The sequence below is a fragment of the Bacillus testis genome, assembly GCF_001243895.1.
Taxonomy (GTDB): domain Bacteria; phylum Bacillota; class Bacilli; order Bacillales; family DSM-1321; genus Bacillus_AD; species Bacillus_AD testis.
In genome coordinates, this window is sequence record NZ_LN851186.1 from 97246 (window position 1) to 122836 (window position 25591).

At 44.0% G+C, this 25591-nt stretch carries 26 protein-coding genes; 10 read left to right on the top strand and 16 right to left on the bottom strand.

All coding sequences use genetic code 11. The features are described from left to right. The 3 genes from BN1765_RS00960 to BN1765_RS00970 form a co-directional block, all read right to left on the bottom strand. The coding region (locus tag BN1765_RS00960) for a LacI family DNA-binding transcriptional regulator (protein WP_050613457.1) at window positions 1-906 on the bottom strand (906 nt) is incomplete at its 3' end. Between the two features lie 55 nt (window positions 907-961). Next, window positions 962-1483, bottom strand: coding sequence for a GNAT family N-acetyltransferase (locus BN1765_RS00965; protein ID WP_050613458.1), 522 nt, complete (start codon window positions 1481-1483; stop codon window positions 962-964). Window positions 1484-1641: 158 nt separating this feature from the next. Next, window positions 1642-2118: an N-acetyltransferase gene (locus BN1765_RS00970; protein ID WP_050613459.1), complete on the bottom strand. Its 477-nt coding sequence runs from the start codon at window positions 2116-2118 to the stop codon at window positions 1642-1644. A 183-nt stretch (window positions 2119-2301) separates the two neighbouring features. Here BN1765_RS00970 and BN1765_RS00975 point away from each other — a divergent pair, with 183 nt between their 5' ends. After that, window positions 2302-2709, top strand: coding sequence for a YkvA family protein (locus BN1765_RS00975; protein ID WP_050613460.1), 408 nt, complete (start codon window positions 2302-2304; stop codon window positions 2707-2709). 147 nt (window positions 2710-2856) lie between these two features. Here the strand turns inward: BN1765_RS00975 and BN1765_RS00980 are convergent, their stop codons facing one another. Both BN1765_RS00980 and BN1765_RS00985 read right to left on the bottom strand, forming a co-directional pair. Continuing rightward, complete coding sequence (locus BN1765_RS00980) at window positions 2857-3423, bottom strand: biotin transporter BioY (RefSeq protein WP_050613461.1); 567 nt, start codon at window positions 3421-3423, stop codon at window positions 2857-2859. A gap of 149 nt (window positions 3424-3572) precedes the next feature. Next, window positions 3573-4067 carry a lactoylglutathione lyase family protein gene (locus BN1765_RS00985; protein WP_050613462.1) on the bottom strand — a complete coding sequence of 165 codons (495 nt, stop codon included), beginning with the start codon at window positions 4065-4067 and terminating at the stop codon, window positions 3573-3575. 181 nt (window positions 4068-4248) lie between these two features. Between BN1765_RS00985 and BN1765_RS00990 the strand changes: the two genes are divergently transcribed. Continuing rightward, window positions 4249-4545: a winged helix-turn-helix transcriptional regulator gene (locus BN1765_RS00990; protein WP_082195389.1), complete on the top strand. Its 297-nt coding sequence runs from the start codon at window positions 4249-4251 to the stop codon at window positions 4543-4545. A 58-nt stretch (window positions 4546-4603) separates the two neighbouring features. On the opposite strand, the gene BN1765_RS00995 is transcribed toward BN1765_RS00990, so the two are convergent. The 4 genes from BN1765_RS00995 to BN1765_RS01010 form a co-directional block, all read right to left on the bottom strand. Continuing rightward, on the bottom strand, window positions 4604-6721 hold the full coding sequence (locus tag BN1765_RS00995; RefSeq protein WP_050613464.1) for a catalase: 2118 nt from the start codon (window positions 6719-6721) through the stop codon (window positions 4604-4606). A gap of 99 nt (window positions 6722-6820) precedes the next feature. After that, complete coding sequence (locus tag BN1765_RS01000; RefSeq protein WP_050613465.1) at window positions 6821-7291, bottom strand: hypothetical protein; 471 nt, start codon at window positions 7289-7291, stop codon at window positions 6821-6823. Between the two features lie 64 nt (window positions 7292-7355). Next, window positions 7356-8003 carry a DUF305 domain-containing protein gene (locus BN1765_RS01005; protein WP_050613466.1) on the bottom strand — a complete coding sequence of 216 codons (648 nt, stop codon included), beginning with the start codon at window positions 8001-8003 and terminating at the stop codon, window positions 7356-7358. 77 nt (window positions 8004-8080) lie between these two features. Continuing rightward, the gene (locus BN1765_RS01010) at window positions 8081-9526 is read right to left on the bottom strand and encodes a DEAD/DEAH box helicase (RefSeq protein WP_050613467.1); all 1446 of its coding nucleotides are present in this window, start codon (window positions 9524-9526) and stop codon (window positions 8081-8083) included. Between the two features lie 233 nt (window positions 9527-9759). On the opposite strand from BN1765_RS01010, the gene BN1765_RS19895 reads away from it, so the two are divergent. The 3 genes from BN1765_RS19895 (at window position 9760) to BN1765_RS01025 (ending at window position 12577) form a co-directional block, all read left to right on the top strand. Beyond that, the gene (locus BN1765_RS19895) at window positions 9760-9936 is read left to right on the top strand and encodes a hypothetical protein (protein WP_154666071.1); all 177 of its coding nucleotides are present in this window, start codon (window positions 9760-9762) and stop codon (window positions 9934-9936) included. 507 nt (window positions 9937-10443) lie between these two features. Beyond that, window positions 10444-11856 (top strand): amino acid ABC transporter substrate-binding protein/permease, encoded by a 1413-nt coding sequence (locus BN1765_RS01020; protein WP_050616643.1) that lies wholly within the window; start codon window positions 10444-10446, stop codon window positions 11854-11856. Beyond that, window positions 11849-12577 carry an amino acid ABC transporter ATP-binding protein gene (locus tag BN1765_RS01025; protein ID WP_050613469.1) on the top strand — a complete coding sequence of 243 codons (729 nt, stop codon included), beginning with the start codon at window positions 11849-11851 and terminating at the stop codon, window positions 12575-12577. The genes BN1765_RS01020 and BN1765_RS01025 overlap by 8 nt, the downstream gene beginning before the upstream one ends. Window positions 12578-12618: 41 nt before the next feature. On the opposite strand, the gene BN1765_RS01030 is transcribed toward BN1765_RS01025, so the two are convergent. Together BN1765_RS01030 and BN1765_RS01035 are read right to left on the bottom strand one after the other, a co-directional pair. After that, entirely contained in the window at window positions 12619-13326 is a 708-nt protein-coding gene (locus BN1765_RS01030) for a hypothetical protein (RefSeq protein ID WP_050613470.1), read from the bottom strand. Between the two features lie 141 nt (window positions 13327-13467). Beyond that, the gene (locus BN1765_RS01035) at window positions 13468-14661 is read right to left on the bottom strand and encodes an ornithine--oxo-acid transaminase (RefSeq protein ID WP_050613471.1); all 1194 of its coding nucleotides are present in this window, start codon (window positions 14659-14661) and stop codon (window positions 13468-13470) included. 329 nt (window positions 14662-14990) lie between these two features. On the opposite strand from BN1765_RS01035, the gene BN1765_RS01040 reads away from it, so the two are divergent. Both BN1765_RS01040 and BN1765_RS01045 read left to right on the top strand, forming a co-directional pair. Further along, complete coding sequence (locus tag BN1765_RS01040) at window positions 14991-16400, top strand: sigma-54 interaction domain-containing protein (RefSeq protein ID WP_050613472.1); 1410 nt, start codon at window positions 14991-14993, stop codon at window positions 16398-16400. A 105-nt stretch (window positions 16401-16505) separates the two neighbouring features. Further along, a complete protein-coding gene (locus tag BN1765_RS01045) occupies window positions 16506-16847 on the top strand; it encodes a heme oxygenase (protein ID WP_050613473.1) in 342 nt (113 codons plus the stop codon). Between the two features lie 78 nt (window positions 16848-16925). Here BN1765_RS01045 and gpmA read toward each other — a convergent pair whose 3' ends face one another. Then, window positions 16926-17681 (bottom strand): 2,3-diphosphoglycerate-dependent phosphoglycerate mutase, encoded by a 756-nt coding sequence (gene gpmA, locus BN1765_RS01050; RefSeq protein ID WP_050613474.1) that lies wholly within the window; start codon window positions 17679-17681, stop codon window positions 16926-16928. Between the two features lie 239 nt (window positions 17682-17920). On the opposite strand from gpmA, the gene BN1765_RS01055 reads away from it, so the two are divergent. After that, complete coding sequence (locus BN1765_RS01055; RefSeq protein ID WP_050613475.1) at window positions 17921-18700, top strand: DUF817 domain-containing protein; 780 nt, start codon at window positions 17921-17923, stop codon at window positions 18698-18700. 83 nt (window positions 18701-18783) lie between these two features. On the opposite strand, the gene BN1765_RS01060 is transcribed toward BN1765_RS01055, so the two are convergent. Both BN1765_RS01060 and BN1765_RS01065 read right to left on the bottom strand, forming a co-directional pair. Continuing rightward, on the bottom strand, window positions 18784-19272 hold the full coding sequence (locus BN1765_RS01060; RefSeq protein WP_050613476.1) for a PaaI family thioesterase: 489 nt from the start codon (window positions 19270-19272) through the stop codon (window positions 18784-18786). Between the two features lie 212 nt (window positions 19273-19484). Further along, window positions 19485-19826 carry a zinc ribbon domain-containing protein YjdM gene (locus BN1765_RS01065; RefSeq protein WP_050613477.1) on the bottom strand — a complete coding sequence of 114 codons (342 nt, stop codon included), beginning with the start codon at window positions 19824-19826 and terminating at the stop codon, window positions 19485-19487. Between the two features lie 340 nt (window positions 19827-20166). Here BN1765_RS01065 and guaC point away from each other — a divergent pair, with 340 nt between their 5' ends. Both guaC and BN1765_RS01075 read left to right on the top strand, forming a co-directional pair. After that, a complete protein-coding gene (guaC, locus tag BN1765_RS01070) occupies window positions 20167-21150 on the top strand; it encodes a GMP reductase (protein ID WP_050613478.1) in 984 nt (327 codons plus the stop codon). A gap of 266 nt (window positions 21151-21416) precedes the next feature. Then, window positions 21417-22514, top strand: a complete 1098-nt coding sequence (locus BN1765_RS01075; protein WP_050613479.1) for an ABC transporter ATP-binding protein — start codon at window positions 21417-21419, stop codon at window positions 22512-22514. Window positions 22515-22573: 59 nt separating this feature from the next. Here the strand turns inward: BN1765_RS01075 and BN1765_RS01080 are convergent, their stop codons facing one another. Both BN1765_RS01080 and BN1765_RS01085 read right to left on the bottom strand, forming a co-directional pair. Beyond that, window positions 22574-23053 carry a hypothetical protein gene (locus BN1765_RS01080; protein WP_050613480.1) on the bottom strand — a complete coding sequence of 160 codons (480 nt, stop codon included), beginning with the start codon at window positions 23051-23053 and terminating at the stop codon, window positions 22574-22576. Window positions 23054-23163: 110 nt separating this feature from the next. Beyond that, entirely contained in the window at window positions 23164-25533 is a 2370-nt protein-coding gene (locus tag BN1765_RS01085; protein WP_187119416.1) for a glycoside hydrolase family 65 protein, read from the bottom strand. Window positions 25534-25591 lie beyond the last annotated feature (58 nt).

Sequence of the window (25591 nt, forward strand, 5' to 3'; positions counted from 1 at the left end):
TTGCTTCACACAGGTTAATGGCGGATTAAGCACCTTCAAGATTTCATAATCATCGAAACCGACGACCGCCATTTCATCTGGTATGCCGATCTTTTGCTGATAAAAGTAAGAAAGGGCACCGGGTGTCATTGTATTATTAGCGATGAATAAGGCGCTGACATCCGTAGCATCCGCTAATTCACCGGCAAGCCGGAAGCCTTCCTCGAACGTGCCGTTGCCAATTTTGACCCATTCTTTTTCTACAGACAGACCATTGTCCAAGAGTGCCTGGCAATATCCTTTGTAACGATTATACGCTGAAGTGATATTCAGGTCGCTGGAGATAAAGCCGATCCGTTTATGCCCCTTCTCTAATAAATGAGAGGTGGCTTCATATCCGCCCTGAAAGTTATCGGATTCGACACAATCGCCTGTGAAAGACTGGATTTTCCGGTCGATCGCCACAAGCGGATACTGGCCGATAAGTACATCGCTCAAATCGTCCAATTTTTGGGCTACCGGAGCAAGAATGACGCCATCCACCAACTGCGCATTGAACATCCGGAGGAGATCCTTCTCCACCTGTAAATCTTCATATGAATTGCAAAGGATCATCTTATAGCCGTTCTTCGTAAGGATAGACTCCACCCCTTGGGCAATCGTCATAAAGAAAAGGTTCGCCATGTCGGAAGAAGCCTTTACAGGAATAATCAAACCAATCAAATGGGACTGCTGGCTTCGTAAAGACCTGGCAATCGGATTAGGGACATAGTTGAGGGTTTTCATCGCGCTCTGCACTTTCTCGCAAACTTCCTCGGACACGTATCGAGTCCCATTGATTACATGGGATACAGTCGCAGTTGAAACCCTCGCAAGTTCCGCTACATCCTTCATACTTGGTTTATTGTTTTTTTCTCTGCCGGCCATTTTATTTGTCCTTCCTTTTTATCGAATACAAGTCCTTATATTATAGCACAATATTTTATCCATCTTTCCGGATGCTATAGACATAATGTGGCATGTCCATTCCGTAATAATGCTTTACAAAGGTTTTTTCCACCTTCATGCCATTCCGTTCCGCTACCTTCTGGGATGCCCTATTATTATCGCGTATGATGCTTACGACACGGTCCTGGTTTAATTCCCGGAATGCATACTCCTTGCAGGCCTTGGCCGCTTCTGTCGCATATCCTTGATGCCAATATTTCTTCTTAAACTGATAGCCGATTTCCAATTCTTCTGTCCCTTCTACATCCTGCATGGTTAAACCAATCTGGCCGACAAATGCACCACTACTCCGGTCTATGGCCGCCCATAAGCCAAAGCCGTATTGGCTGTACCGTTCCTTTTGCCGGTCAAGCCAATCCTGCACTTCTTCATCGCTGAATGCATGTTCATAAGCATACATTACCTCTTCATCCTGAAGAATTTCGCAGAGGTCCTTATAATCCCCTTGGTCCATCTCCCGCAAGTATAGTCTCTCGGTTTCTATGATTTTTTTCATCCTAGCCCTCCGTTCTGTTGTTTGATAGATAAAATGGCGTTTATGGCTGTCTCCTTATGTTAATACATCCTCGTTTTTACTGCCAATTTTATATGTATGTACTTACCACTGGCATACACCTTAGATCCGGGAGTCCGTTCCAAACAGAAAACGGGCTCTTACTTTTCTACCTGCTTCATCATGTATTCTCTTTCTCCTGTATCCGGATCGATATCTTCCGAAATAATCCTGAATCCATTCTTTTTATAGAATGAGATAGCGGTTTCATTTTTGCTGAAAACGGCCAGTTCCAGCAAAGGAATCTGTTTGCACACATATTGGATCAGCCTTGTGCCGATCCCTTTTCCTTGCGAGTCGACCCGAATAAATAATGCGCCGATATAGCGTTGGCCTATAACGGAAATAAACCCGCATATTCCTGTCTCATCTTCATACACATAGGTGGTACACCGAGGAAGGTACCTATCTCTTACCGTATTAAACTGCGATTTCCAATAGGCTTCTTTAATGAATGGATGGCCAGCAATCGTTGCTTCCAGCCAAATATCCATCACCTTTCCCTGCTCATTTTGAGTCTTTTGCATTTCTCTGATTATGTATGCCAATTCCTTTTTTGCTCCTTCTTCACTATTCATATCTTTTGCTTTCTCTCGAGAAATCCTCTACGTTACTAGTATAGTATGACCGAAAGTAAAGTGAATATGGCCGATAGCGGCATGATATCTACCGACCATTGATTTCCGCCTTTTGTAAAGAGGCAGCCTTAGCGTCAGATAGGGATGGATCAGGTGGTCGAATACCGGGAAAGGAAATGAAGAATGAAAAAAAACACATTAAAAAATGTTTTTTTGAAGTATATAAGCCAAGCGAAGTCTTACTTGAATGATCAACATAAACTAGCTTCTTTATTGGACAAAGCCACCACGAAAGCGAATGGAGAGAAAAACATACTAGGTGAAGCATGGGATCAGCTGCATCTTTTATTTCAATGCTTGCGTTCATATATGAAAGGCGATTACCGGAAAGTCCCCGTGAAATCTTTATTGACGATGATTGCCTGCATCCTTTACTTCGTCACACCCACTGATGCGATACCGGATTTTATCATGGGTTTTGGTTATCTCGATGATACGGCCGTCCTCGCCTTTACATTCCGGCAGGTTGCGGAGGATGTGGAACAATTTCGGCAATGGCAGCAGGAAAAAGATCACCTTCATCCACTCTAACCGACGGGCCTTGTATTAGACGCCATTTGCCTGATGGACTTTCAATCAGGTGAATGGCGCCTTCATTTTTAGATTTACACTGTCCTTTATTTCCCCAATAACTGCTTGCAAAAAGAAGCAGAATGCCCTGCCCCGGGCTCCTACCCTTCAGGCATTTTTTGAAGGTTGCAATCCCAATTGTCTGATGATGGCCGGCGACTTGCGTATTCGGCACACCAGATAGGAGGCCAACATAACTTTTAGAAGATCGCCCGGCAAAAAAATCAAATTTGTCTTCAGCGCTGTCAGAGGGGATATATTCATCACCAGAGCCTGTCCAAACATACCGAACACATATAACAACATTATGCCGAATAAGACATTCACAGCGATTATTTTCCAATATGCCACCGTTTTCATCCGTTCAATTGCATAGCCGATAAAAAATGGAACGATTGCATAACCACAAAGAAAGCCTGCAGTTGGGCCGACAAATACACCAAGCCCCCCCACACCTCCACTAAGCAGCGGCAGGCCGGCAGCCGTAATCAACAAAAAAACAAGTAAGCTGAGGGCTCCTTTTTTGGCTCCCAAAATACCTCCAGCCAGCATCACGCCCATGGATTGGAGGGTAATTGGTACAGGTGTAATTCCCAGTGTAATAGGAGGCATTAACCCCATGGCGCCCATAATGGCGGCAAATAGCGCAATCTGTGTCATATCGCGTGGTTTCATCGTTTCTCCCCATTTCCTCTTTTTACGACTATTGTAGAGAGAAGGAGGATTTATGTCAACCTAATAAAAATTTAGTTTACATAAATAAATAGATAAAAAAACTGTCTCTCCGTTCAGAGTGACAGCCTTTTTGCAGATTCCGTTTTTTGTCAGTAAGCGCCTTTTGAATAGGTTACTTCATAGCTATGGCTGTAAATCTCAAAGATAATGCCGAATGGGTCCTCCACATAGCACATACGGTAAGGCTTTTCACCCGGATAATATTCCTTGATCGGCATTCTTTGTTTTCCACCATGCTCGACGATCTTCTTCACTAAGCCTTCGACATCGGGGTCTTGGACAGCAAAGTGGAAAAGGCCGGTTTGTTTATAGGCAAAGTGGTTCTCCGGTTCCTCATTATTCGGGAACTCAAACATTTCTATGCCGATGCCATCTGATGTCACCATATGGGCGATCCGGAATGTTCCCCATCCTTTGCCGAACACTTCGATGCACATATCGCCTATGGCTGTATCGCTTTCTTCTTCTACATCAGATGGCTGCATCACTGTATACCACCCCAAAACGTCCTTGTAGAAGGCGACTGCTTTGTCTAAATCTGGAACCGATATTCCTATATGTGAAAATGCTCTTGGATATCTCATGCTGCAAACTTCCTTTCTGATTATTATTCATCTGCTATACTATAAGCTTAGGCATCGCCCATTTTTTTAACAAGTACTTACTTTTTTCATAGATAGTGTCGAAAAGGATACTATTGAACATAAGGAGGAACCGAAAATAGCTGGCATCCAAAAAGAATATACCTGTTCACTGGAACTGACGATGGACCTAATCGGCGGCAAATGGAAATTGATCATTCTATGGCATCTGCTTGATGGCAAAAAAAGATTCAGTGAACTGAGAAGGCTACTGCCCGGCATCACCCAAAAAATGCTGACAACACAACTGCGTGAATTAGAAGATAAAAAAATCGTCCACCGCCATGTGTACGCCCAGGTGCCCCCAAAAGTCGAATATTCATTGACTGCATATGGCAAGCAGCTACAGCCTGTTCTCACTCAATTATGTTCTTGGGCTAAACAATATGGATCCCAAGAAGGCATTACGATCAGCAAATGAAAAAAATGTTCCACGTTTCACGTGGAACATTTTTACTTTTTATCCAATTAAAGATACATTACTGTTTACGATCCCAATGGCGCTGTTTGCCGACGCCCTCAATAAAGGCGCGGGTGAAGTCACTCGTCTCACTGCCGGCATTTTGCATGAAAATCAAACCAGCTTCATTATACATGTGTTCCGCTGTGTCCGTCGTTTCGGGCGCTAGTGGCTGAATGCCTGCGGCTTTCACCAATTCAAGCCCTTCATTTATCGCCCCAACCGTTTTAAAGTGCTCATATGCTTCCGCAACAATGACGATGGCTTTTTTATTTTTCATCAATGAAGCGGCACTTTCTTTACCGCCTGCCACATATATAGCATCATAAACAACGGAATCAGCAGTCAGAAGGTTCTGGTCAACCGGCAACACTGGGCCTTCTGCGCTGACAATTTGGCCAAGGTTTTCGCTGATGATCTCATATTGAACGCCTTCTTTTTTCAATGCGTTAATCAAATCAGTGACCTCTTTATAATGAAAACCATTATGCGCCAAAATAGCCACTTTCAATGTTTTTGGACTGTACGTTGTATTCATCATACTTAGCGCAGGAGAGGTTTCTGTCACTTTATAGGCAGGAGTCGTTTTTGGCGGTTCGGCACCAATGGCAACAGCCACCTGTTTAGCCAACTCTGTATCGATGCGGCCGATCAATTCAACAACTTCCTGCTGCAATTCTTTGCTGGTCAGTTTTCCGACTTCAAAACTGAAAGCTTGCTTGATATGTTCCTTTTCTACCAGCGACATGCTATTCCAAAACAAAATTGCCTGGCTGTAGTGGTCGTCGAAGCTTGCGCTGCGCTGCTGAATTTTCCGGCCTTCCACTTTCTCTTGGTAATGGACATACGCACCTTCTTGCGGTGTTGCTGTATCAGGAGAATTGCCATTCAAGCCATTATTATGGTAGCTTGTCTTGCCTTGGTGGATATTCATTTGGCCGTAGCCGTCGCGTTGGTTATTATGGACAGGAGCGACTGATTTATTGATCGGCAGCTGATGGAAATTCGGTCCACCCAAACGGATCAGCTGTGTATCTGTATAAGAGAATAGACGTCCTTGCAGCAACGGATCGTTTGTAAAATCAATTCCCGGCACCACATGCCCTATATGGAACGCTGCTTGCTCTGTTTCTGCAAACACATTATCGACATTGCGGTTTAAGGTCATCTTGCCGATTTTTTTCACCGGGATTATTTCTTCCGGCCATATCTTCGTTGGATCCAGAATATCAAAATCGAACTTATTTTCATCTTCTTCTGGGAGGATTTGAACGCCGAATTCATACTGTGGGTAATCCCCTCGTTCGATGGATTCCCATAAATCACGGCGGTGGAAATCAGGGTCCTTACCAGCCAGTTTTTGTGCTTCATCCCACACAAGCGAATGCGTACCCAATAATGGTTTCCAGTGGAATTTTACGAAGTGCGCTTTGCCTTCAGCGTTGACAAATCTGAAAGTGTGGACGCCAAAGCCCTCCATCATACGATAGCTTCGGGGGATGGCACGGTCGGACATATGCCACATCAGCATATGGGCCGCTTCGGTATTACGGACCATAAAGTCCCAAAATGTGTCGTGCGCAGATGCAGCCTGCGGCATTTCATTATGGGGCTCCGGCTTGACCGAATGCACAAAATCAGGGAACTTAATGGCGTCTTGGATAAAAAATACCGGTATATTGTTTCCAACCAAGTCGAAATTCCCTTCGTCCGTATAGAACTTCGTAGCGAAACCGCGGACGTCACGGACAGTATCGGCGGAACCTTTGGAACCAGCCACAGTGGAGAAGCGTACAAATACCGGCGTTTGTTTGCCTGCTTCACTTAAAAAGTCGGCGCATGTATATTCCTTCATGCTTTCATACGCTTCAAAATAACCATGTGCTCCGTAACCACGGGCATGGACAATCCGTTCCGGGATCCGTTCATGGTCAAAATGGGTCATCTTTTCACGGAAATGGAAATCTTCCATCAAGGTTGGGCCGCGGTTACCTGCTTTTAACGAATGTTCGTCATCAGCAATGCGCAATCCTTGATTTGTCGTTAATTTTTGGCCGGTATCGTCCACTCTGTGCTGATCCAGCTGTTCATTCTTTTTATTTGCTCCTGCAGAAGAGTAATGCTGTTCCTTATCCATATCTTTAATCCTCCCATTCGGTTTCAATATGGTTTCATATACCACCTTGATTTTGGAATTAAACAAAAAAATCGCCCATGTATGTTCTGGACGATTTTTTTATTTTGCGATATGGGAATCACTCTCTTGGAGAACGGTACCATTATTGATGAATTCCTGGATTTCATGCACACGTTCGGCCAATTTCTGATATGCACGCTCCGTTTCCGGTGAAATGACATGGCTGACACTTTTGGAATATGGCGCTTTTTCTTCTTCCGGCTTTACGGGTGTTTTTTTCGTTACTTTCGATTCTTCGGTCGTTTTGGTCTGAGATGGTGTCTGCTGTTCTTCTGCCGTATCACTTACAGATTTGCCTGCATGCTGCAGATTCGCTTTATGCAAAGCGGCTTGATGCTTTTCAAGCATGTCTGATCCGACTAGGATACTGATCATGATCCAAGTGAAAGCAAGGCAACCATATATTAAGAGGCGGCTTTTTTCAGCTCTGTTTCTCTTGATAATCATGCGGCCAGCCAATAAGAAGAGAATGCCGCCAACGAATAAGCTGGCTCCCTGTACATATAGCATCTGTCCACTTCCTATCCTTCTATTCCTTTCGATTATACCATGATTATCCATCTTTATAACGGCACTAAATCCGCTTCATGCTCAACGCAGTCCGTAATTTTTTCATTTGCTCCAGCTGTTTACCCTGGCTTTCCACAATCTGCTCTGCTATTTTTTTCAGTTCCGGGTCTTTGGTATAAGCAAGGATATTAGCGGCCATCGCAACAGCCCCTTCATGATGCGGAATCATTTCATTCAGGAAATCTCTATCGACATTTTCCGTTGCCGGCGCTTCTTCCATTGCGCGGACCATTTTGCGGAAAATATCTTCGTATTTTTTCAGGTAAGCTGCTTCTGCTTTTTTATCGATGGTCGGGTTCATCATGAGCCTGTTGCGTAGCTGCTTCATTTTAGCGATGCCCTTAACTTGATCGTTGAGGATACGATCAGCAATTCGCTTTACTTTTTCGTTTTTGCCGTATTTTAAAATATTCTCGGACATCGATACCGCTGCTTCATGATGAGGAATCATTTCATTCAGAAAATCAATCGAGGGATCCCCCGTCGTAGCCGCCCGGTTCATTTCCACCCTCATGAGGTTCAATATTTTAAGATAATTTTCTCTATATTCTGTTGTCGTTTCCTTTTGGGAACTAGCGGCAAAGGTTTGCAAGGCGCCGGCGCAAACCAACATAATGAGGCAGATGCCTAGAAACTTTATGGTTTTCAACATAGTGGCTTTTCTCCTCGCATATGAATTAGGATCGCCTTATTATTTGAAAGCCAAGCCTGCTTTATGCTCGGTTCGCCCTATTTTAATGCTTTATGGACCTTTAACTGCTTGCCTTTAATTTTCTTGTTTTTCATTGCTTGCAACACTAGCGGCCCTTTGCCATTCATGATTTCCACGTATGAACAGATATCCTGGATGGTGATAATGCCAATATCATCCGCATTTACTCCGGGAATAGAGCAAATGGTGCCGACAAAGTCGACTGCCCTGATTTTTTTCTTTTTACCGCCGTTGAAATAGAGTTTCATGATGTGCTGATTCATGCTTTCACTTTTATCTTTTTTTAATGTTGGTTTTCTGCCCATTTTTTCAGTGAACGCCGCTTTGCTTTTTTGGACATTCTCCCGGTCCGGCCGTTCCATGGCAGGTATACTTCTTCCCAGAAATGCTTCAATAGCATCGAGCTTTTCCCGGTCGCGCCCCGAAACGAGTGTAATCGCCTTGCCGGCTTTGCCCGCCCTTCCCGTCCTGCCTGTACGGTGGACATAGCTTTCTTTCTCTAAAGGCATATCATAATTGACGACCAACGATATGCTTTCGATATCGATCCCGCGTGCTGCCACATCGGTTGCGACTAAATAGCGGAAAGCCCCTTTTCGGAATCGCTCCATCACATCGAACCGTTCTTCCTGCCGCATGCCTCCATGTATTTTTTCACACGTAAAATGGAGCCGTTTCAATTGGCTATGCAGGTCATCGACTCTTTCCTGCGTTCGGCAAAATACCATGCAGCTATCTGGATTTTCCACTGTCACCAGATCAAGGAATACAGATAGCCTGTCGCTATCTGCAATCATAACTATAGCTTCCTTGATGCTGCCGCCAGAATGAGCATCATCTTTTATCTCTATCAAGCTTGGATGGTCCATATGAACCCGTGCCAACTGATCAATGTCATCTGGGATGGTAGCGGAAAATAAGAAGGTGGCCTTGTTTTTCGGCAGGCGCTCCATGATGGCTTCCACTTGCTCAATAAAACCCATATTCAGCATTTCATCACTTTCATCAAGCACAAGATAATCGATATGATCAAGAACTAATGTCCCTTTTTTGATATGGTCCAGCGTTCTGCCTGGCGTTCCCACGATCATATGGACCTTCTGGCTAAGCTGGATTTTCTGCTTTTCAAATGATTGTTTGCCGAAAAGTGCCACCGCTTTTATCCGCTTGTATCGGCCAATGTTAGTAATATCGTTTTGGATTTGTGCCGCCAATTCACGGGTAGGAGTCAAAATCAGTACCTGGGGTTTGTTCTCTTCCCAAGCGACAGATTCACATAAAGGAATCGCAAAAGCTGCCGTTTTGCCACTGCCCGTCTTTGATTTCACGATGAGATCTTTTTTTTCTAAAGCCAACGGAATGACCCGGGCCTGCACATCCGTCGGTTGTTGGTAACCTAGTTCTTCGATTGCACGTTGTATTTCCTCATGCAGGGGGAATTCTTTAAATGTATGTTTTGCCATGTATTTCTCTACCCTTCCATACGGCCAGGCGTGTTTTTTCTCATTGCCCGCCTCTTGCTTACCGTTCTGTTTATTTCCATTATACGCATTGGAATGTTAAATCCAAACTTGCATTATACCCGCGTTTCAATATATTATATTAGGAAAACTTGCTCTAATGCGAAAAATTAAGCATAATAAGGGTAATGTGGTCTATCTACCGAGGACCGCACTAAAGAAAGGAGAGGTGAAAGATGTCAGACGAACCCAGCCAGGAACCCAGAGAACAAGAAGCCATTCAGCAATGTTTGGCCGATCAAACGCAGAATCAAGCACCATGGTACAGCCGCAACAAATACTCTACGGCACCAAAAAGTCAGCTGACAAAAAGAAAAATAACCAGCGAAAACAAACAGCGTTTACTTTCTTAATTTTTCATCCGATTAAGCATCCTCCAGAAAGCCGTGTTTGATTCTGTCTCTTTATAGGGTAAAAACTTAAACAGAAAAAGGACTGTACATCCCTGGCGTACAGACAATGATCGTTTTTCCTGCACAGATAACGCACGTATTGATACATACGAAACATGCAGTCGGCTTGAGCAAATAAGCGCAAGAAAAGTGAAATACCGGCAAGGCCAATCCTGTTACCATCCTGCCCTTTTTGCCCATGTAAAAGCGTTCTTGCCTTATTCATAGTTCCTAACTTCATCGATCGCCGATTCTGTTCCCCACAAAAACGATATACAACATAGCAAAACAAATGAAAGAAATCCGCCTATACTAATCTGATTATTTTAAACAGATAATCTCTTTCGTATATTATATTTTACTTTAGTAACATAATATTCTCACTAGCGTTAAAAATTGCATTTTTATAAGAACAAGGAGGTTCACAATATGAGGACTGGCAAAAAATCCATTATTCTCGTAACATTAATGGCTTTAGTGTTAACGATGTTTATCCCTTTTTCGGCAAGCGTGAAGTCTAAAGCAGCAAGCAGTAATGAAAAAACATATGAAATCGCAACAGATACTACGTTTGCCCCATTCGAATTCCAGGATACAAACGGTGAATTTGTCGGAATCGACATAGATTTACTGAAAGCTATAGCGAAAGATCAAGGATTTAAAGTAAAGATCAAACAACTAGGCTTCAATGCGGCTGTCCAGGCGCTTGAATCCAAGCAAGTTGATGGTGTCATCGCTGGGATGAGCATCACGGATGAGCGAAAGAAAAAATTCGACTTCTCCACCCCTTATTTTGAATCCGGTGTCGTAATGGCCAGCAAAGAAGGCAATGATGACATCAAATCATACAAAGACCTGAAAGGGAAGACTGTAGCGGTCAAAACAGGGACAGAAGGAGCGTCCTTCGCTAACAGCATTAAAGATCAATACGGATTTAAAGTCACTACATTCGATGATTCATCCAGCATGTACGACGATGTGAAGACCGGCAATTCCGCAGCGGCTTTCGATGATTATCCAGTATTGGCTTATGGTGTGGCCCAAGGTAACGGCCTTCAGCTTGTAACGGATAAAGAGAAAGGCGGTTCATATGGCTTCGCCGTTTCAAAAGGCCAAAATAAGGAATTGCTCGACAAATTCAATGCCGGCTTGGCGAATCTAAAGGAATCCGGAGAATACGATAAAATCGTCGATAGCTACCTTTCCACCAAAAAATCTGAAGAAGATAAAGGATTTATCGGACTGATTAAATCGAGTTATCCAAGCTTAATCAAGGGATTGGGCATGACCTTGCTGTTAACGGTTGTTTCACTTGTCATCGCCTCCATTTTAGGTATTATTTTCGGCCTATTAAGAGTGGCAAGAAAGAAATGGCTGCGCGCAATCGGAACGGTTTATGTAGATATATTCCGCGGAACTCCGTTGATCGTCCAAGCATTCTTCATCTATTTCGGTATTCCAGCCGCTCTTGATTTCCGGATGAGCGCCCTTGCCGCCGGACTGATTACGTTAAGCTTGAACGCCGGTGCATACATGGCTGAAATCGTCCGCGGCGGAATCGAATCGGTCGATAAAGGGCAAATGGAAGCTGCCCGCAGCCTTGGATTGCCATACGGGAAAGCCATGCGCAAAGTTGTATTGCCACAGGCGATCCGTTTAATGATCCCATCTTTCATCAATCAGTTCATCATTACGTTGAAAGATACATCCATCCTATCGATTATCGGCATCAACGAATTGACTCAAAGCGGGAAAATCATTATTGCGAGAAACTTAGAATCATTCAAAATGTGGCTGATTGTCGGCGTGATGTATTTCGTGATCATCATGATTCTGACGCAAGTATCGAAACGTATGGAAAGGAAGATTAAGCATGGTTAAACTCAAGGTTAGTTCACTAAAGAAATCATATGGTCACTTGGAAGTTCTGAAAGGCATCGACCTTGAAGTCAAAGAAGGCGAAGTTGTCTGCTTAATCGGTCCATCCGGTTCAGGAAAAAGTACCTTGCTGCGCTGCATGAACCTATTAGAGGAAGTCAATGGCGGAGAGGTAATCGTGGATGACCATGTACTGACAGACCGAAAAATCAATATCAATAAAGTACGCGAGAACATCGGCATGGTGTTCCAGCATTTCAATCTGTTTCCGCACCTGACCGTGTTAGAGAATATCACACTGTCACCGGTAGAGCTTGGCAAAAAATCGAAGGAAGAAGCCAAAAAGGATGCACTGCGCCTGTTGGCTTCAGTCGGGCTCGAGGACAAAGCCAACGCCAAACCAGCACAATTATCGGGCGGCCAGAAACAACGTGTGGCAATCGCCCGCGCCTTGGCTATGAATCCGGATGTCATGCTGTTCGATGAACCTACAAGCGCCCTCGACCCGGAAATGGTCGGGGAGGTCCTAAGCGTCATTAAGCAGCTGGCCACACAAGGAATGACCATGGTCATCGTTACTCACGAGATGGGCTTCGCCCGTGAAGTGGCCGATCAAGTCATATTCATGGACGGGGGATTCGTTGTCGAAAAAGGCTCGCCGAAAGAAGTCTTTGAGAATCCTCAGCACCCGCGGACCCAGGATTTCCTTAACAAAGTGTTGTAAAATGAAAATCAAAAACCGGATGGCCTTCCATCCGGTTTTTCTTATGCCTGCGCCTTTCCGTATATGACTCTGTATCCGTCCTCTGTTTGCTCCATCGCAAACCCTCTAAACCCTTCCTCCAGATATTGTTGCTGAGTTGCGAAATCAGACATCGGCGCCGATCGGATGCTAGTCCATGTTTTCTCAGTAGGCTCTGTTATTCCTTTGATGAATATATAACGCCAGTAGCCGCCATATTTCTTTTTTAAAGCGGCAATTTCCATCCCTTGAAAAAATTTGTCTTTCAGGCTCGGAATATTATTCGGCGCCACTGTACTGCATACATACGTAAATCGATGTTCTCGTTTCGCCAGCTCTTCCATAATTAAAACAGCCAATTTTTGCTGCAGCCTATTGCCTCGGTAAGCGGGATGGACCATCGTGATATCCTGGTAAATGACCTTGTCCAGTTCCTCCTTCGGCAATCCTGCATCCAGCCCAAGATGGCCTTCTTTCTTATATGGAACCATCAGGGCCCTCAAACCCACTAATTGATTTTCTGCGTACACGCCAAGCAACAGGCCGTTTCCTTCCAATACATAACGGTACTCTTCCATCGGCAGAGGCTGTAAGGTTTCTTTTCCCCGGCCGTTTGCCCGGACAACTTCTTCTTGCAGCCTCGCTATTTTCGGCAGCTCTTCCATGGTTAATTGGCCGATTGTGTATGGAATACCTCCCGCCAGCTCTCCTTGTCCGATGATTTGATCCATGGCCCCCACTCCTCTCTCTATCTCTACCATACCCTATTCTTCTATAATTTCGTAGGGAGCACTTAAGACAAAAGAATGTATAAAAGCCGCCCCCTTTTCTCAAATAGAGATTTAGGAGACAGCTCTTTTTACGAAAGTGATTTAAGCTAAAACATGTTTGATCCGTTCAATGGCCCAATCCAATTCATCCTTTGTAATAGTTAGCGGCGGCGCAAATCGGATGACCATATCATGTGTTTCTTTGCATAGTAAGCCTTGTTCTTTCAGTTTTTCGCAGTACGGGCGGGCAGGTTCAGTCAATTCCATTCCAATGAATAACCCTTTTCCCCGCACTTCTTTGATGATTGGATGATTGATTTCTTGCAAACAATCCATGAAATATCCGCCCATTTCTAAAGAACGGTCGGCAAGCTTTTCTTCTTCGAGAACATCCAATGAAGCGATGGACACAGCACAGGCAAGCGGATTCCCGCCAAATGTGGAACCGTGTGACCCTGGATTGAAGACACCCAGAATATCGCTGTTAGCAGCCACGCAGGAAATCGGGAAAACGCCGCCTCCAAGCGCTTTGCCTAAGATATACATATCAGGGGTAATTCCCTCCCAGTCGCAGGCGAATGTTTTACCGGAACGGCCTAGGCCAGACTGAATTTCGTCAGCAATGAACAAAACGTTATTCTCCTTGCACAGCTTGTAGGCAGCCTTCAAGAACCCAGCCGGCGGAATAATGATCCCCGCTTCTCCTTGGATCGGTTCAATCAGAAAGGAAGCGGTATTAGGAGTAATAGCAGCTTTTAAAGCATCTAAATCTCCATACGGAATTAATTGAATGCCTGGAAGCATCGGTCCGAATCCTTCCCGGTATTCTTCATCGGCAGAAAGCGAAACCGCAGTCATGGTACGTCCATGGAAATTCCCTTCGCAAGCGATGACCTCAGCTTGGTTGGCAGGAATGCCTTTTACTTGGTATCCCCATCTTCTTGCCGCTTTGAAGGCTGTTTCGACTGCTTCTGCCCCTGTATTCATCGGAACTGTCATGTTTTTGTGAGTAAGTTCAGCAATTTTGGCATACCATTCACCCAGCTGGTCATTGTGGAAGGCTCGCGATGTCAGTGTGACGCGGTCGGCCTGGTCCTTCAGGGCCTGGATGATTTTTGGGTGGCGGTGGCCTTGGTTGACGGCCGAGTAAGCACTGAGCATGTCCATATATTTATTGCCTTCCGGATCTTGCACCCATACACCCTCGGCTTTGGAAATAACAATTGGCAGTGGATGATAGTTATGTGCACCGAATTGTTCCGTTTGCTTGATGATCTTTTCAGAAACTGTATTCATCTATTTTCCCCCTCAATATCTGGCTTTTTAGCTGCACAAATGCATGATGCCTTGAAGCCATCTTCCTTTTTCATTCATTTATCTATTTCCTAACTCACTTGTAGGTCTTTCTGTACCGTGCTTCTTTATGACTGATTCTTTGTCGCCTTTCTAATATGCAATTGTTATGCCAACAGAAAAGCTTTGAAATGTTAAGCCCAACCACCGACAGCTGCAAACAATTTTTGCACTTTATGCCAAATCATTTTTCACCTGCCATAAAAATTTGCACCAAACAAATTCGTCCTCTACAATTAATGGAAGAATCTATCAAAAGGGGATGAGTCTGGATGGATTTATACCAAATGTTGCGATTAAAAGGATTCGAGCCCGTCCTGCGCACCATTGCAGATGTAGTAGATATGGGGGTCCACATCATCAACAGAGAAGGATTGACTGTCATCTATAATCGGAAAATGGCGGAGATAGAAGGAATGGCTTATGAAGATGTCATCGGCAAAGCGATCCATGATATATTCATATTTCAAGAGGAATCCGTCAGCACATTGATGGAGGCACTGAATAAAGGGACTGTATCGCAAAATTCCAAGCAAACGTATTTCAACCAGCTCGGCCAGGAAATCACGACAATCAATGATACCTATCCGCTGTACGATGAAGATCAAAAGATTATTGGCGCTATTGAAATCGCCAAGGATATCACTAACCTCGAACGCATTATCAAAAATAATATCCTCAATAAAGGAGGCACCCGCTATACGTTTGATAGCATCATCGGCGCTAGTGACATATTTGCCGAAGTGATTGAAGCTAGCAAACGAGTGACAAGAACTTCATCATCCATCCTGATCGTCGGCGAAACAGGCACAGGCAAAGAGCTGTTTGCCCAAAGCATCCATAACGGCAGCAGCCGTTCATCTAAACCATTCATCAGCCAAAACTGCGCTTCCTTGCCAGACAGTTTAATCGAAAGTATCCTATTCGGGACAAAAAAAGGGGCATTCACCGGTTCGATTGAAAGGCCGGGCCTCTTCGAACAAGCGGAAGGCGGCACTCTGCTGCTGGATGAAATCAACTCCCTTGCCCCTCCCCTGCAGGCCAAGCTCTTGCGGACACTCCAAGAAAAAACCATTCGCCGCGTGGGAGATACGAAGGATAAGAAAATGGATGTCCGGGTGATTGCAACAATTAATGAAGATCCGATTGAAGCCATCGCTAACCATCACCTCCGCAAGGATTTGTATTATCGTCTAAGCGTTGTCTCTCTCTTCATCCCGCCCTTGCGTGACCGGAAAGAAGATATTCCCCTCCTCGCCGAGTCATTCATCACGAAATTTAATTTATTATTTGATATGGCGGTCAAAAAAGTGACGCCGGAAGTCCAGGAAATGTTCATGAAGTACGATTGGCCGGGAAATGTCCGTGAGCTGGAGCATATTATTGAAGGCGCAATGAATCTATTGGAAACCGGGGAAAACGAAATCAGGCCCGCCCATTTGCCGATGCTATTCAAGCATAAGACGCAGACGAAGGAACAAGCTGCGGAAAAAGAGCCTAATGGCGGAGAAAATGGTCCGGATGCCTTTCTTTCATTGGAAGATTATATGAATAAAACCGAGAGACTTTATTTAAAGAAAATATTAGACTTGCATAACGGCAATGTATCACAAAGCGCAAAGGCCTTGGATATCAGCCGGCAAAGCTTGCAATACCGCTTAAAGAAATTCCGGATTAAATAGCGTTAAGCCGATTATTTCCAGTAGAAATATGGACGACGTATAATAGAGGCAGATGGTGTATTCTCGTCTCTCTATTCTTAAAAAATGAAAAGGAGCTGTTAAGGGATGATTGTTGTTACAAACCGAATTAAAGTAAAAACAGGCATGGCTGAAAAAATGGCAGGGCGCTTCACCCAGCCCGGACCACTGCAAAGCATGAAAGGCTTCGTAAAAGTGGAAGTCCTGATCACTAAAAATCTGACTGACTATGACGAATTGAATGTGAATATGTATTGGGAAGATATGGACAGCTTCTCTGTCTGGAGAAACAGCGATGCCTTCAAACAAGCGCATAAACGCCCAGAACCAGATTCCGATGCCGCCAAAAAAGAGTCGCCGATCATCGGCAGCGAATTGCTTATGTACGATGTTGCTTCTGTGCTTGAATCAGCCCCGGCTCAATCTTAATGAATAAATAAAAGGCAGCGGAGTCTTCGCTGCCTTAAAAAATTGCTCATTGCTCTCATCCAAGAAGCCGTAACGGTATCATTCGGTCTTTTTCCCGCGCTCCTTCAAACGCTCTGGTACTTCTTCTTTTGAGACCTCGCCTTCCATATCGAGATAGTAATGGCGAATCGGCTTCAACTCATCATCCAATTCATAAACGAGCGGTGTACCGGTGGGTATGTTCAAACTCGCTATGCCATCTCCCGGGATTTCATCCAGATAACGCACAAGGGCTCTTAATGTATTGCCATGAGCCGCAATAATGACTTTTTTGTTCTCACGCAATTGGGGAGCAATGACTTCATTCCACTCTTCGAGCACCCGTTTTGATGTATCTTCCAGGTTTTCCGTCAAGGGAAGCTGGTCCTCCCTCAATTCCTTGTACTTGATTTCATGTCCTGGATAGCGTGAATCATCCTTCGTTAATTCAGGAGGTCTTACGTTGACATATCTTCGCCATTTATGTACTTGTTCTTCGCCATATTTTTTAGCCGTTTCTTTTTTATCGAGTCCCTGCAAAGCGCCATAATGCCGTTCATTGAGCTTCCATGATTTATAAACCGGCAGCCACATAAGATCCATTTCATCGAGGATAATCCATAATGTCCGGATTGCCCGCTTCAAGACAGAGGTATAAGCTACATCGAATGTGAATCCATTATGGGACAGAATCGCGCCGGCCCGTTTCGCTTCCATCAAGCCTGTTTCCGATAGATCCACATCGGTCCAGCCGGTAAACTTGTTCTCTTGGTTCCAGACACTTTGCCCATGCCGGATCAACACTATTTTTTTCATCGTTGCATCCTCCTTCTTGAGATCGTTCCATTCTCTACCTATCCGTTTTTCGCTGCATATAGCATCACTATTATGAAATTCCACATCCTTGCCTGCATTAAACCTATGAATCATATCCATTCAGATAAATATCTATTATAGCGGGCAACTGCATCGGCTCTTCCCCTGGACATAGAAGTTTCCATTCCATATAGTTACAGGTAAGAGAATCGAATCTTACAGAAAAGGCGGAACGGTTAGTGAAATCATTCTGGTGTTTTACTTATGCGCAGGCTCTGTCCTGTATTTTTCCTGTCATTATTTTTGCTGCTCTTGCTCTTTCTAAATATGTGCATCTTCCCTATCTCCACCGTTATGACCTGATTTTGGTCGTTTGTCTGATTGCCCAAGCAATGATGCTCATCCTGAAGCTTGAGACATTCGATGAATTAAAGGTTATTTGCCTGTTCCATATCATTGGTTTAGCGCTTGAATTATATAAAGTCCATATGGGTTCATGGTCTTATCCAGAAGAAGGCTACAGTAAATTTTTCGGTGTTCCTCTTTACAGCGGGTTTATGTATGCCTCAGTTGCCAGTTATATATGCCAAGCCTGGAGACGGCTTCACCTGCGAATAGTAGGCTGGCCAAAAGCCTTTTGGGCTGTATCCATCTCGGTCCTTATTTATGCAAATTTCTTCGTGCATCACTTTTTATTCGACGGCAGATGGTTGCTGACTGCTATGTTGTTCGTTATTTTTTATCGGACGAAAGTCTTTTACGAACTCAATGATAAGACCTATAAGATGCCTCTAACCCTTTCATTCCTGTTGATTGGCTTTTTCATCTGGATTGCCGAGAACATTACGACCTTTCTCGGCGCATGGCAGTACCCTGACCAGGAAAAAGCATGGACCATCGTCCATATCGGAAAAATCAGTTCCTGGTTCTTGCTCGTCGTCATCTCCATCATCATTGTCGCCCAGTTGAAAAAAGTGAAAAACGATAGCCCACGCCCCTCCATATCTCTATCCGATTAAGGCAGACAAAATAAGCAGACAACCCGGTTGTCTGCTTATTCCTTGTGCCATCCACCATGCCCTATGATCAGAATGGACAGCCATTATTCAGTTGGAGCCAGGAATGTAGCCGGCATAATGACAGCAATCACTTCACCTGTTGCGCACAGTGTATCGCCGGCATAAACCTCTGTTTCCACTTTCCACTTCTTAGGATGGATTTCAGTGACCGTCCCGACTGCCCGCAATGGTATTCCTTGCGGTGTCGGCTTCAGGAAGTTTACCTGCAGTGATCCGGTTACAAACCGCGGCGGTTCAGCCCCCTCCCCAGGCTCATGGCCATTTTTTCTGTGAAGGGCAAGCGAGGCAGAACCTGTCCCATGGCAGTCGATCAATGAGGCAATCACGCCTCCATAGACAAAGCCCGGAAGCGCCTTATGTATAGCTAGCGGTTCGTAGATTGTTTCTGTTTTCTCTCCATTCCAACCTGTCCGGAAATGGTGGCCCTCTTCATTCAATCTTCCGCATCCATAACACCAGGCAAAATCGTCCGGATATTCATCCTGAATGGCATGCACCAGCCTATTTTCCATCGAAATTCCCCCTTTTTCCTTTCATTATAACATGCATAAAAGGAAGATGTTGGAATAAAAATAGTGAATCTGCTAGGCATGGGGGATGCACCATTTTTATCTCCATGGGATACATTTTTTTCGTATTAAAAGGACACTGACCGCCCTAAGTGCAGAAAAGCAGGCATGCAAAAAAAGCCAGGCAAAGGCCTGGCTGATTCAATCATCTACAATTAGATTTTCTTAACGAATTCTGATTTTAATTTCATGGCGCCGAAACCATCGATTTTACAATCAATATCATGGTCACCATCAACAAGGCGGATGCTTTTTACTTTAGTGCCTTGTTTAAGGACGGAAGAACTTCCTTTTACTTTAAGGTCTTTAATGACGGTAACAGCATCTCCATCGTTCAGGATATTGCCATTCGCATCTTTCACGACTTTTTGTTCTTCATTTTGCTCATTTTCCGCTTCAGGCGACCATTCATGGGCACATTCCGGGCAAACAAGCAGCACTCCATCTTCATACGTGTATTCTGAATTACATTTAGGGCAATTAGGCAAAGCTGACATAGTTCGATACCTCTATTCATTAATGTTCATTTTTATAATTGTTTTATCCCAATTGATCGCTTCGTATGAATAGTAAAGATATCCTTAGGTATCCCTTATAGGCTTGTATGATAACACAGTCTTACGGGATTGACAAACACGCTAAGCAGGACTGTTTTTGTTGCAAAATTTAAGGCATTTTTCTATCTGTCATGGATAAAAAGCGGTATTTTGATTTTTGGATTGCATTTTTAGCACCGAGAAAGCTTTGACTTCTACTGAAAATTGTTGTAAATTACATATGTACCGAACAATGTTAAGAGTTTAAATAAAAAACGTTCGTATTTAGAGGTGAATATTCATGAGAAAAGTATTTGATTACGAAGATATTCAATTAATTCCGGCTAAGTGTATTGTGAATAGCCGTTCTGAATGTGATACAAGCGTTACATTGGGGAACCATACATTTAGATTGCCCGTTGTCCCTGCCAATATGCAAACCATTATAGATGAGCAGATTGCTATTTATTTAGCTGAAAACGGTTATTTCTATATCATGCACCGTTTCGAACCGGAAAAACGCGCCTCTTTTATCCGCAATATGCATGAACGCGGATTGATTGCTTCCATTAGCGTTGGAGTCAAAGAAGAAGAATATGATTTTGTACAGCAATTGGCAGCTGAAAATTTGTTGCCTGAATATATGACAATCGATATTGCCCACGGGCATTCAAACGCTGTGATCAAGATGATTCAGCATATCAAGCATTACTTGCCGGAAACCTTCGTCATTGCAGGGAATGTAGGAACGCCAGAAGCAGTGAGAGAATTGGAGAATGCCGGCGCTGACGCCACGAAAGTAGGCATTGGGCCAGGTAAAGTGTGCATCACTAAGATTAAAACGGGCTTCGGCACAGGCGGCTGGCAATTGGCAGCACTACGTCTATGCGCGAAGGCAGCAAGCAAACCGATCATCGCTGATGGCGGCATTCGCACCCATGGAGATATCGCCAAGTCCGTCCGTTTTGGCGCTTCCATGGTCATGATCGGCTCTTTATTTGCCGGCCATGAAGAATCTCCGGGAGAAACCATCGAAAGAGACGGCAAACTGTATAAGGAATACTTTGGATCTGCATCCGAATTCCAAAAAGGCGAGAAGAAGAACGTAGAAGGAAAAAAAATGTACGTCGAACATAAAGGCCCTCTAGAAGACACATTGAGGGAAATGGAGCAGGATCTGCAATCTTCCATCTCCTATGCAGGAGGCAACAAACTAGAAGCAATCCGTACCGTTGATTATGTCGTCGTGAAGAACTCCATTTTTAATGGAGATAAAGTATTTTAATCCATCATTCGAAAGGTGAGCAGGAATTCTTCTTGCTTGCCTTTTTTTCTGTAAAGGGCAACTCCTAAATGGTTTGGTTGCGTATTAATAGTATTTAATAATAATGTTAATACGAATACATAGAAGCTTATTTGGCTAGATTGCACAGTTCACAAAGAATAGAATAAATTTTTGTGCAAATCGCATATTTTGCTATTTTCCAATACCTATTACTATTTAAATATAGTAATTTAACAATCGATTCTTATTCTTGGAGGTATGGCAACATGGCTGAATTGCGTTTGAATCATGTCTATAAAATCTACGATAACAAAGTAACCGCTGTGAAAGATTTTAACTTGCATATCAAAGATAAGGAATTCATTGTATTCGTCGGGCCTTCCGGATGCGGGAAATCCACTACTTTACGGATGGTTGCAGGACTCGAAGAAATTTCAAAAGGCGATTTTTACATAGACGGAAAACGGGTAAATGACACCCCTCCGAAGGATCGGGATATCGCTATGGTATTCCAGAACTATGCGTTATACCCTCATATGTCTGTATATGATAATATGGCATTCGGATTGAAGCTCCGAAAAATGCCAAAAGATGAAATCGATCGCCGGGTGAATGAAGCGGCCAGAATTCTTGGCCTGGAAACGTATCTGAACCGTAAGCCAAAGGCACTTTCCGGCGGACAGCGTCAACGTGTAGCATTGGGGCGTGCCATCGTCCGCGACGCTAAAGTATTCCTCATGGACGAACCGCTGTCAAATTTGGATGCGAAACTGCGTGTAACCATGCGCTCAGAAATCGCCAAGCTGCACAAACGGTTAAATACGACAACGATTTATGTAACGCATGACCAGACAGAAGCCATGACAATGGCAACCCGCCTTGTTGTCATGAAGGATGGAGTCATTCAGCAAATCGGATCACCGAAAGAAGTATATGAGAACCCGGCAAACGTATTTGTCGGCGGCTTCATCGGCTCGCCTTCCATGAACTTCCTGAACGGGACTTTGAAGGATGGTTATTTTCAATTAGATACAACAAAATTGTCTATTCCTGAAGAAAAGATGGAGATACTTCGCGATCAAGGCTATCTGAACAAACAGCTGATCCTCGGCATCCGTCCGGAGGATTTCCATGATGAACCGCATTTCATCCAAGCTTCCAAAGACACATCGATATCCGCGCATATCGATGTATGTGAACTAATGGGCGCCGAATTTATGCTGTATTCTTCAATTGACGGCCAAAATTTTGTGGCGCGCGTTGACGCACAAACAGCGGTAACAGCCGGACAGGTGCTTGAAATCGCTCTAGATATGAATAAAGCGCACTTCTTTGACCAAGAGACAGAAGTACGCATCTGTTAAGTCCGCCCACCCCCTTGGCACAGCCTGCCGAGGGGGTTTTCCTGCAAGGCGACTAGCTGTTACTTCACTTCCAGCTTAAATGCATAATAAGCATCGCCAAGAGAGGTATTTTCACGATTCTGATCCATCCACCAAACACTGTACGCATATTCATAACTTCCTTTTTGGCCTGGAGCTTGAAAGGTATTGTTTTTATCTATCTTTATTTCTGTCTCTTTGCTTTCATCCATGACTTCTGCTAAATAAACTTCATTGGGCTTCGGTTCATAATCCATCAAAATGGATATTGTTTCATTTGGTTTAACGACCAGTGCCCTTTCACCTCTTAGTAGCTGTTTGGGCCCTGCAGTATCAACACAGACCCCTTTCCCCGGACTTGACCAGCAATAGGAACCTAGCTTTGAATTCAGTTGACCGGTGCCTGCAGTTATATGGACATCCGGCGGTTTTGCACCGGGCAGTGCATTTTCTTCGTTTTTAGAACAACCAACAGCAAAAATAACGGCCAGTATCAAACCGAACAGATGTATTCCTTTCATCCATTCCCCCTCCTTTCACCACATAGACGTTCCCGCTTTATAATAGGTTACGCAAAAAAAGGCCGGCCATAGAAAAACGCCTCCCATGTCATTTGGGAGGCGTTTTATCATTAAGCAACTGGAGTCGGAGTTAAAAGTGGCACTTCAACTGTATCTGAAACTGTATACTCTTTATCTTTATAACTAAAAGTGACTGTATTATTTCTCTTTGTTTGTTTTTCCACCTTCAAAGTATCTTTTGTTACCGTTACTTGTAAACGGTCTCCATGCCAAAAGATCGGGAAGGTCAGTTTGGTCCAGTTTTTTGGAAGGGATGGGGCAATGCGAAGCTTGCCATTCAGCATGCGGACGCCACCGAAGCCCTTGACAACACATTGCCAAATTCCGCCCAATGAAGCTGCATGAATGCCTTCGTCGCTCGTCTTCATATTCGGGCCTAAGTCGATGGCACACGCTTTATGGAATAATTCATACGCTAAATCCATATCTCCCATATCTGACGCCAATACACTGTGCGTGGACAAGCTCAGTGAAGAATCATGCAGCGTTTTCGGCTCATAATATTCCCAGTTTGCCTTCTTTACATCCCGGCTGAACAAGCCTTCAAGTAAATAAAACAGTACCATGATATCCGCTTGCTTCGATACTTGGATATTATTTACCTGTGTTAAGTTATAGTCTTTGAATATCGATCCGATATTTACCTGGTTTTTGTACTTAGTCAGATCAATGATTTGTTTGGATAGATATGTATCATCTTGAGCGATGACGAGATCTTCTTCGCGCGGCTGCGGCAAATAGATTTGATCCAATTTGCTTTCCCACTTGAGATACACTTCATCAAGACCAAGCTTTTCATTCAGGCGGCTGAAGATTTCCGGCTTTTTCTCTTTCAGTATGCGGTAATACTCCATCGCTTTTTGGATATTCCAATAGGCCATATAATTGGTGAACGCGTTGTTATTGACGTGTTCCTTATATTCATCCGGACCGATGACATCATTAATATGATATTCTTGCTTTTCCTCGTTCCATTCCAGCCTGGATTGCCAAAATTTCGCCGTATCTAATAGGATTTCATAGCCATATTTCTCCATAAAATCTTCATCACCAGTGACTTGATAATATTGCCATGTCGCGAATGCAATATCGGAAGTCACATGCTGCTCCAGAAAACCGGACCAAATTTTTGTCGCTTCACCAGTGATAATATCAGCAGCTCCCCATATCGGCGTTACCTCTCCATCTTCCATCCATGCAGATTCCCACGGGAACATGGCTCCTGCATATCCATTTTCTTTCGCTTTTTTATGGGCGCCAGGAAGCGTCAAGTAGCGGTATTCCAACAGACTGCGCGCTACTTTCGGATAGCTATAAATGAAGTAAGGCAGCACGAATAATTCCGTATCCCAGAAGGTGTGGCCCTTATATCCTTCACCTGATAATCCTTTCGCCCCAACATTCATCCGATTGTCGTGCCAAGGTGTGAAAACAGTCATATGATATTGGGCAAAGCGGATCGCCAGCTGGTCAAGACTATTTGTACTTTCGATGGTGATTGGGCATACATCCCATACTTGTTCTTTCCACACCTTTGCATGCTGGGAAAACAGCTCTTTATACCCCTTGGCACTGGCGGCTTCTGCATGCTTCCTTGTATGCTCCTTCCTATTATTCACATCTTCCATATCTATATCTCTGCTTGTAAATACATTCGATATCTTCTCGATGGCAAATGTTTCGCCTTTCGCCACCGAGACAGGCTCGTACGTGTAATAAATCTTGCGGCGTTTCATTTTAATCAACCCTGTCGGATCCACCGGCCGGCTATCTATTTCAAATGTATGTGTCGAATTAAGGATAAACTCAATATTGCTTTCAGTAGTTGTCTGTGTAAGTTGTAAGATTCTCTTATTGTAAAGACGTTTTTCGCCTTCTTTGAAATGCTGGACACCGCTATTAGATACTTGCGCATTTATCCCGGAAGTAATGCTGATTTCTGCCTCCTGGTCCAGTGGTGTTATTTCCACTCTTTGAGCGATCAAATGCCGATCCGCCAACGAGACAAAACGGCGGAATGTAAAGCGATATGTCTTTTGTTCATTGGATGTCCAGACAACTTTACGCGTTAGTTCGGCTTCCTTCAAGTTAAGTGAGCGCTCGTAAGAAACAATGGTTCCTTGTTCCAAATTAAAATCCTGGCCATCAAGCACGATATCCATCCACAGGACATCCGCAGCATTCGGAAGCTCAGTCACTTCATTATCGGCAAATTTGTTGAATGTTCCGGCTACAAACAGATTGCGCGTTTCAGCTAAGTTTCTTTCTTCAGCAGCTGCGCGTTGGCCCATATAACCATTCCCCAAACAAAAGATCGCTTCCGCTTTTCCCACTAATTTCGGATGATAAGCGGATTCGGTGACAACCCAATTCTCATAGGATTCAGTTCCGCGATTATATTGCATAATAGAAGCCGACATACTCATACTTCCTTTCAATAAGAAATTTTGTAATCTCTCATAAACCGAGCAAACAGCA

Excerpts from the sequence above, each read along its gene's own strand:
- BN1765_RS00965 (WP_050613458.1), bottom strand. The coding sequence starts at position 1,483 with ATGAAAAAAATCATAGAAACCGAGAGACTATACTTGCGGGAGATGGAC.
- BN1765_RS00970 (WP_050613459.1), bottom strand. The coding sequence starts at position 2,118 with ATGAATAGTGAAGAAGGAGCAAAAAAGGAATTGGCATACATAATCAGA.
- BN1765_RS00975 (WP_050613460.1), top strand. The coding sequence starts at position 2,302 with ATGAAAAAAAACACATTAAAAAATGTTTTTTTGAAGTATATAAGCCAA.
- BN1765_RS00980 (WP_050613461.1), bottom strand. The coding sequence starts at position 3,423 with ATGAAACCACGCGATATGACACAGATTGCGCTATTTGCCGCCATTATG.
- BN1765_RS00985 (WP_050613462.1), bottom strand. The coding sequence starts at position 4,067 with ATGAGATATCCAAGAGCATTTTCACATATAGGAATATCGGTTCCAGAT.
- BN1765_RS00990 (WP_082195389.1), top strand. The coding sequence starts at position 4,249 with ATGGACCTAATCGGCGGCAAATGGAAATTGATCATTCTATGGCATCTG.
- BN1765_RS00995 (WP_050613464.1), bottom strand. The coding sequence starts at position 6,721 with ATGGATAAGGAACAGCATTACTCTTCTGCAGGAGCAAATAAAAAGAAT.
- BN1765_RS01000 (WP_050613465.1), bottom strand. The coding sequence starts at position 7,291 with ATGCTATATGTACAGGGAGCCAGCTTATTCGTTGGCGGCATTCTCTTC.
- BN1765_RS01005 (WP_050613466.1), bottom strand. The coding sequence starts at position 8,003 with ATGTTGAAAACCATAAAGTTTCTAGGCATCTGCCTCATTATGTTGGTT.
- BN1765_RS01010 (WP_050613467.1), bottom strand. The coding sequence starts at position 9,526 with ATGGCAAAACATACATTTAAAGAATTCCCCCTGCATGAGGAAATACAA.
- BN1765_RS19895 (WP_154666071.1), top strand. The coding sequence starts at position 9,760 with ATGTCAGACGAACCCAGCCAGGAACCCAGAGAACAAGAAGCCATTCAG.
- BN1765_RS01020 (WP_050616643.1), top strand. The coding sequence starts at position 10,444 with ATGGCTTTAGTGTTAACGATGTTTATCCCTTTTTCGGCAAGCGTGAAG.
- BN1765_RS01025 (WP_050613469.1), top strand. The coding sequence starts at position 11,849 with ATGGTTAAACTCAAGGTTAGTTCACTAAAGAAATCATATGGTCACTTG.
- BN1765_RS01030 (WP_050613470.1), bottom strand. The coding sequence starts at position 13,326 with ATGGATCAAATCATCGGACAAGGAGAGCTGGCGGGAGGTATTCCATAC.
- BN1765_RS01035 (WP_050613471.1), bottom strand. The coding sequence starts at position 14,661 with ATGAATACAGTTTCTGAAAAGATCATCAAGCAAACGGAACAATTCGGT.
- BN1765_RS01040 (WP_050613472.1), top strand. The coding sequence starts at position 14,991 with ATGGATTTATACCAAATGTTGCGATTAAAAGGATTCGAGCCCGTCCTG.
- BN1765_RS01045 (WP_050613473.1), top strand. The coding sequence starts at position 16,506 with ATGATTGTTGTTACAAACCGAATTAAAGTAAAAACAGGCATGGCTGAA.
- gpmA (WP_050613474.1), bottom strand. The coding sequence starts at position 17,681 with ATGAAAAAAATAGTGTTGATCCGGCATGGGCAAAGTGTCTGGAACCAA.
- BN1765_RS01060 (WP_050613476.1), bottom strand. The coding sequence starts at position 19,272 with ATGGAAAATAGGCTGGTGCATGCCATTCAGGATGAATATCCGGACGAT.
- BN1765_RS01065 (WP_050613477.1), bottom strand. The coding sequence starts at position 19,826 with ATGTCAGCTTTGCCTAATTGCCCTAAATGTAATTCAGAATACACGTAT.
- guaC (WP_050613478.1), top strand. The coding sequence starts at position 20,167 with ATGAGAAAAGTATTTGATTACGAAGATATTCAATTAATTCCGGCTAAG.
- BN1765_RS01075 (WP_050613479.1), top strand. The coding sequence starts at position 21,417 with ATGGCTGAATTGCGTTTGAATCATGTCTATAAAATCTACGATAACAAA.
- BN1765_RS01080 (WP_050613480.1), bottom strand. The coding sequence starts at position 23,053 with ATGAAAGGAATACATCTGTTCGGTTTGATACTGGCCGTTATTTTTGCT.
- BN1765_RS01085 (WP_187119416.1), bottom strand. The coding sequence starts at position 25,533 with ATGTCGGCTTCTATTATGCAATATAATCGCGGAACTGAATCCTATGAG.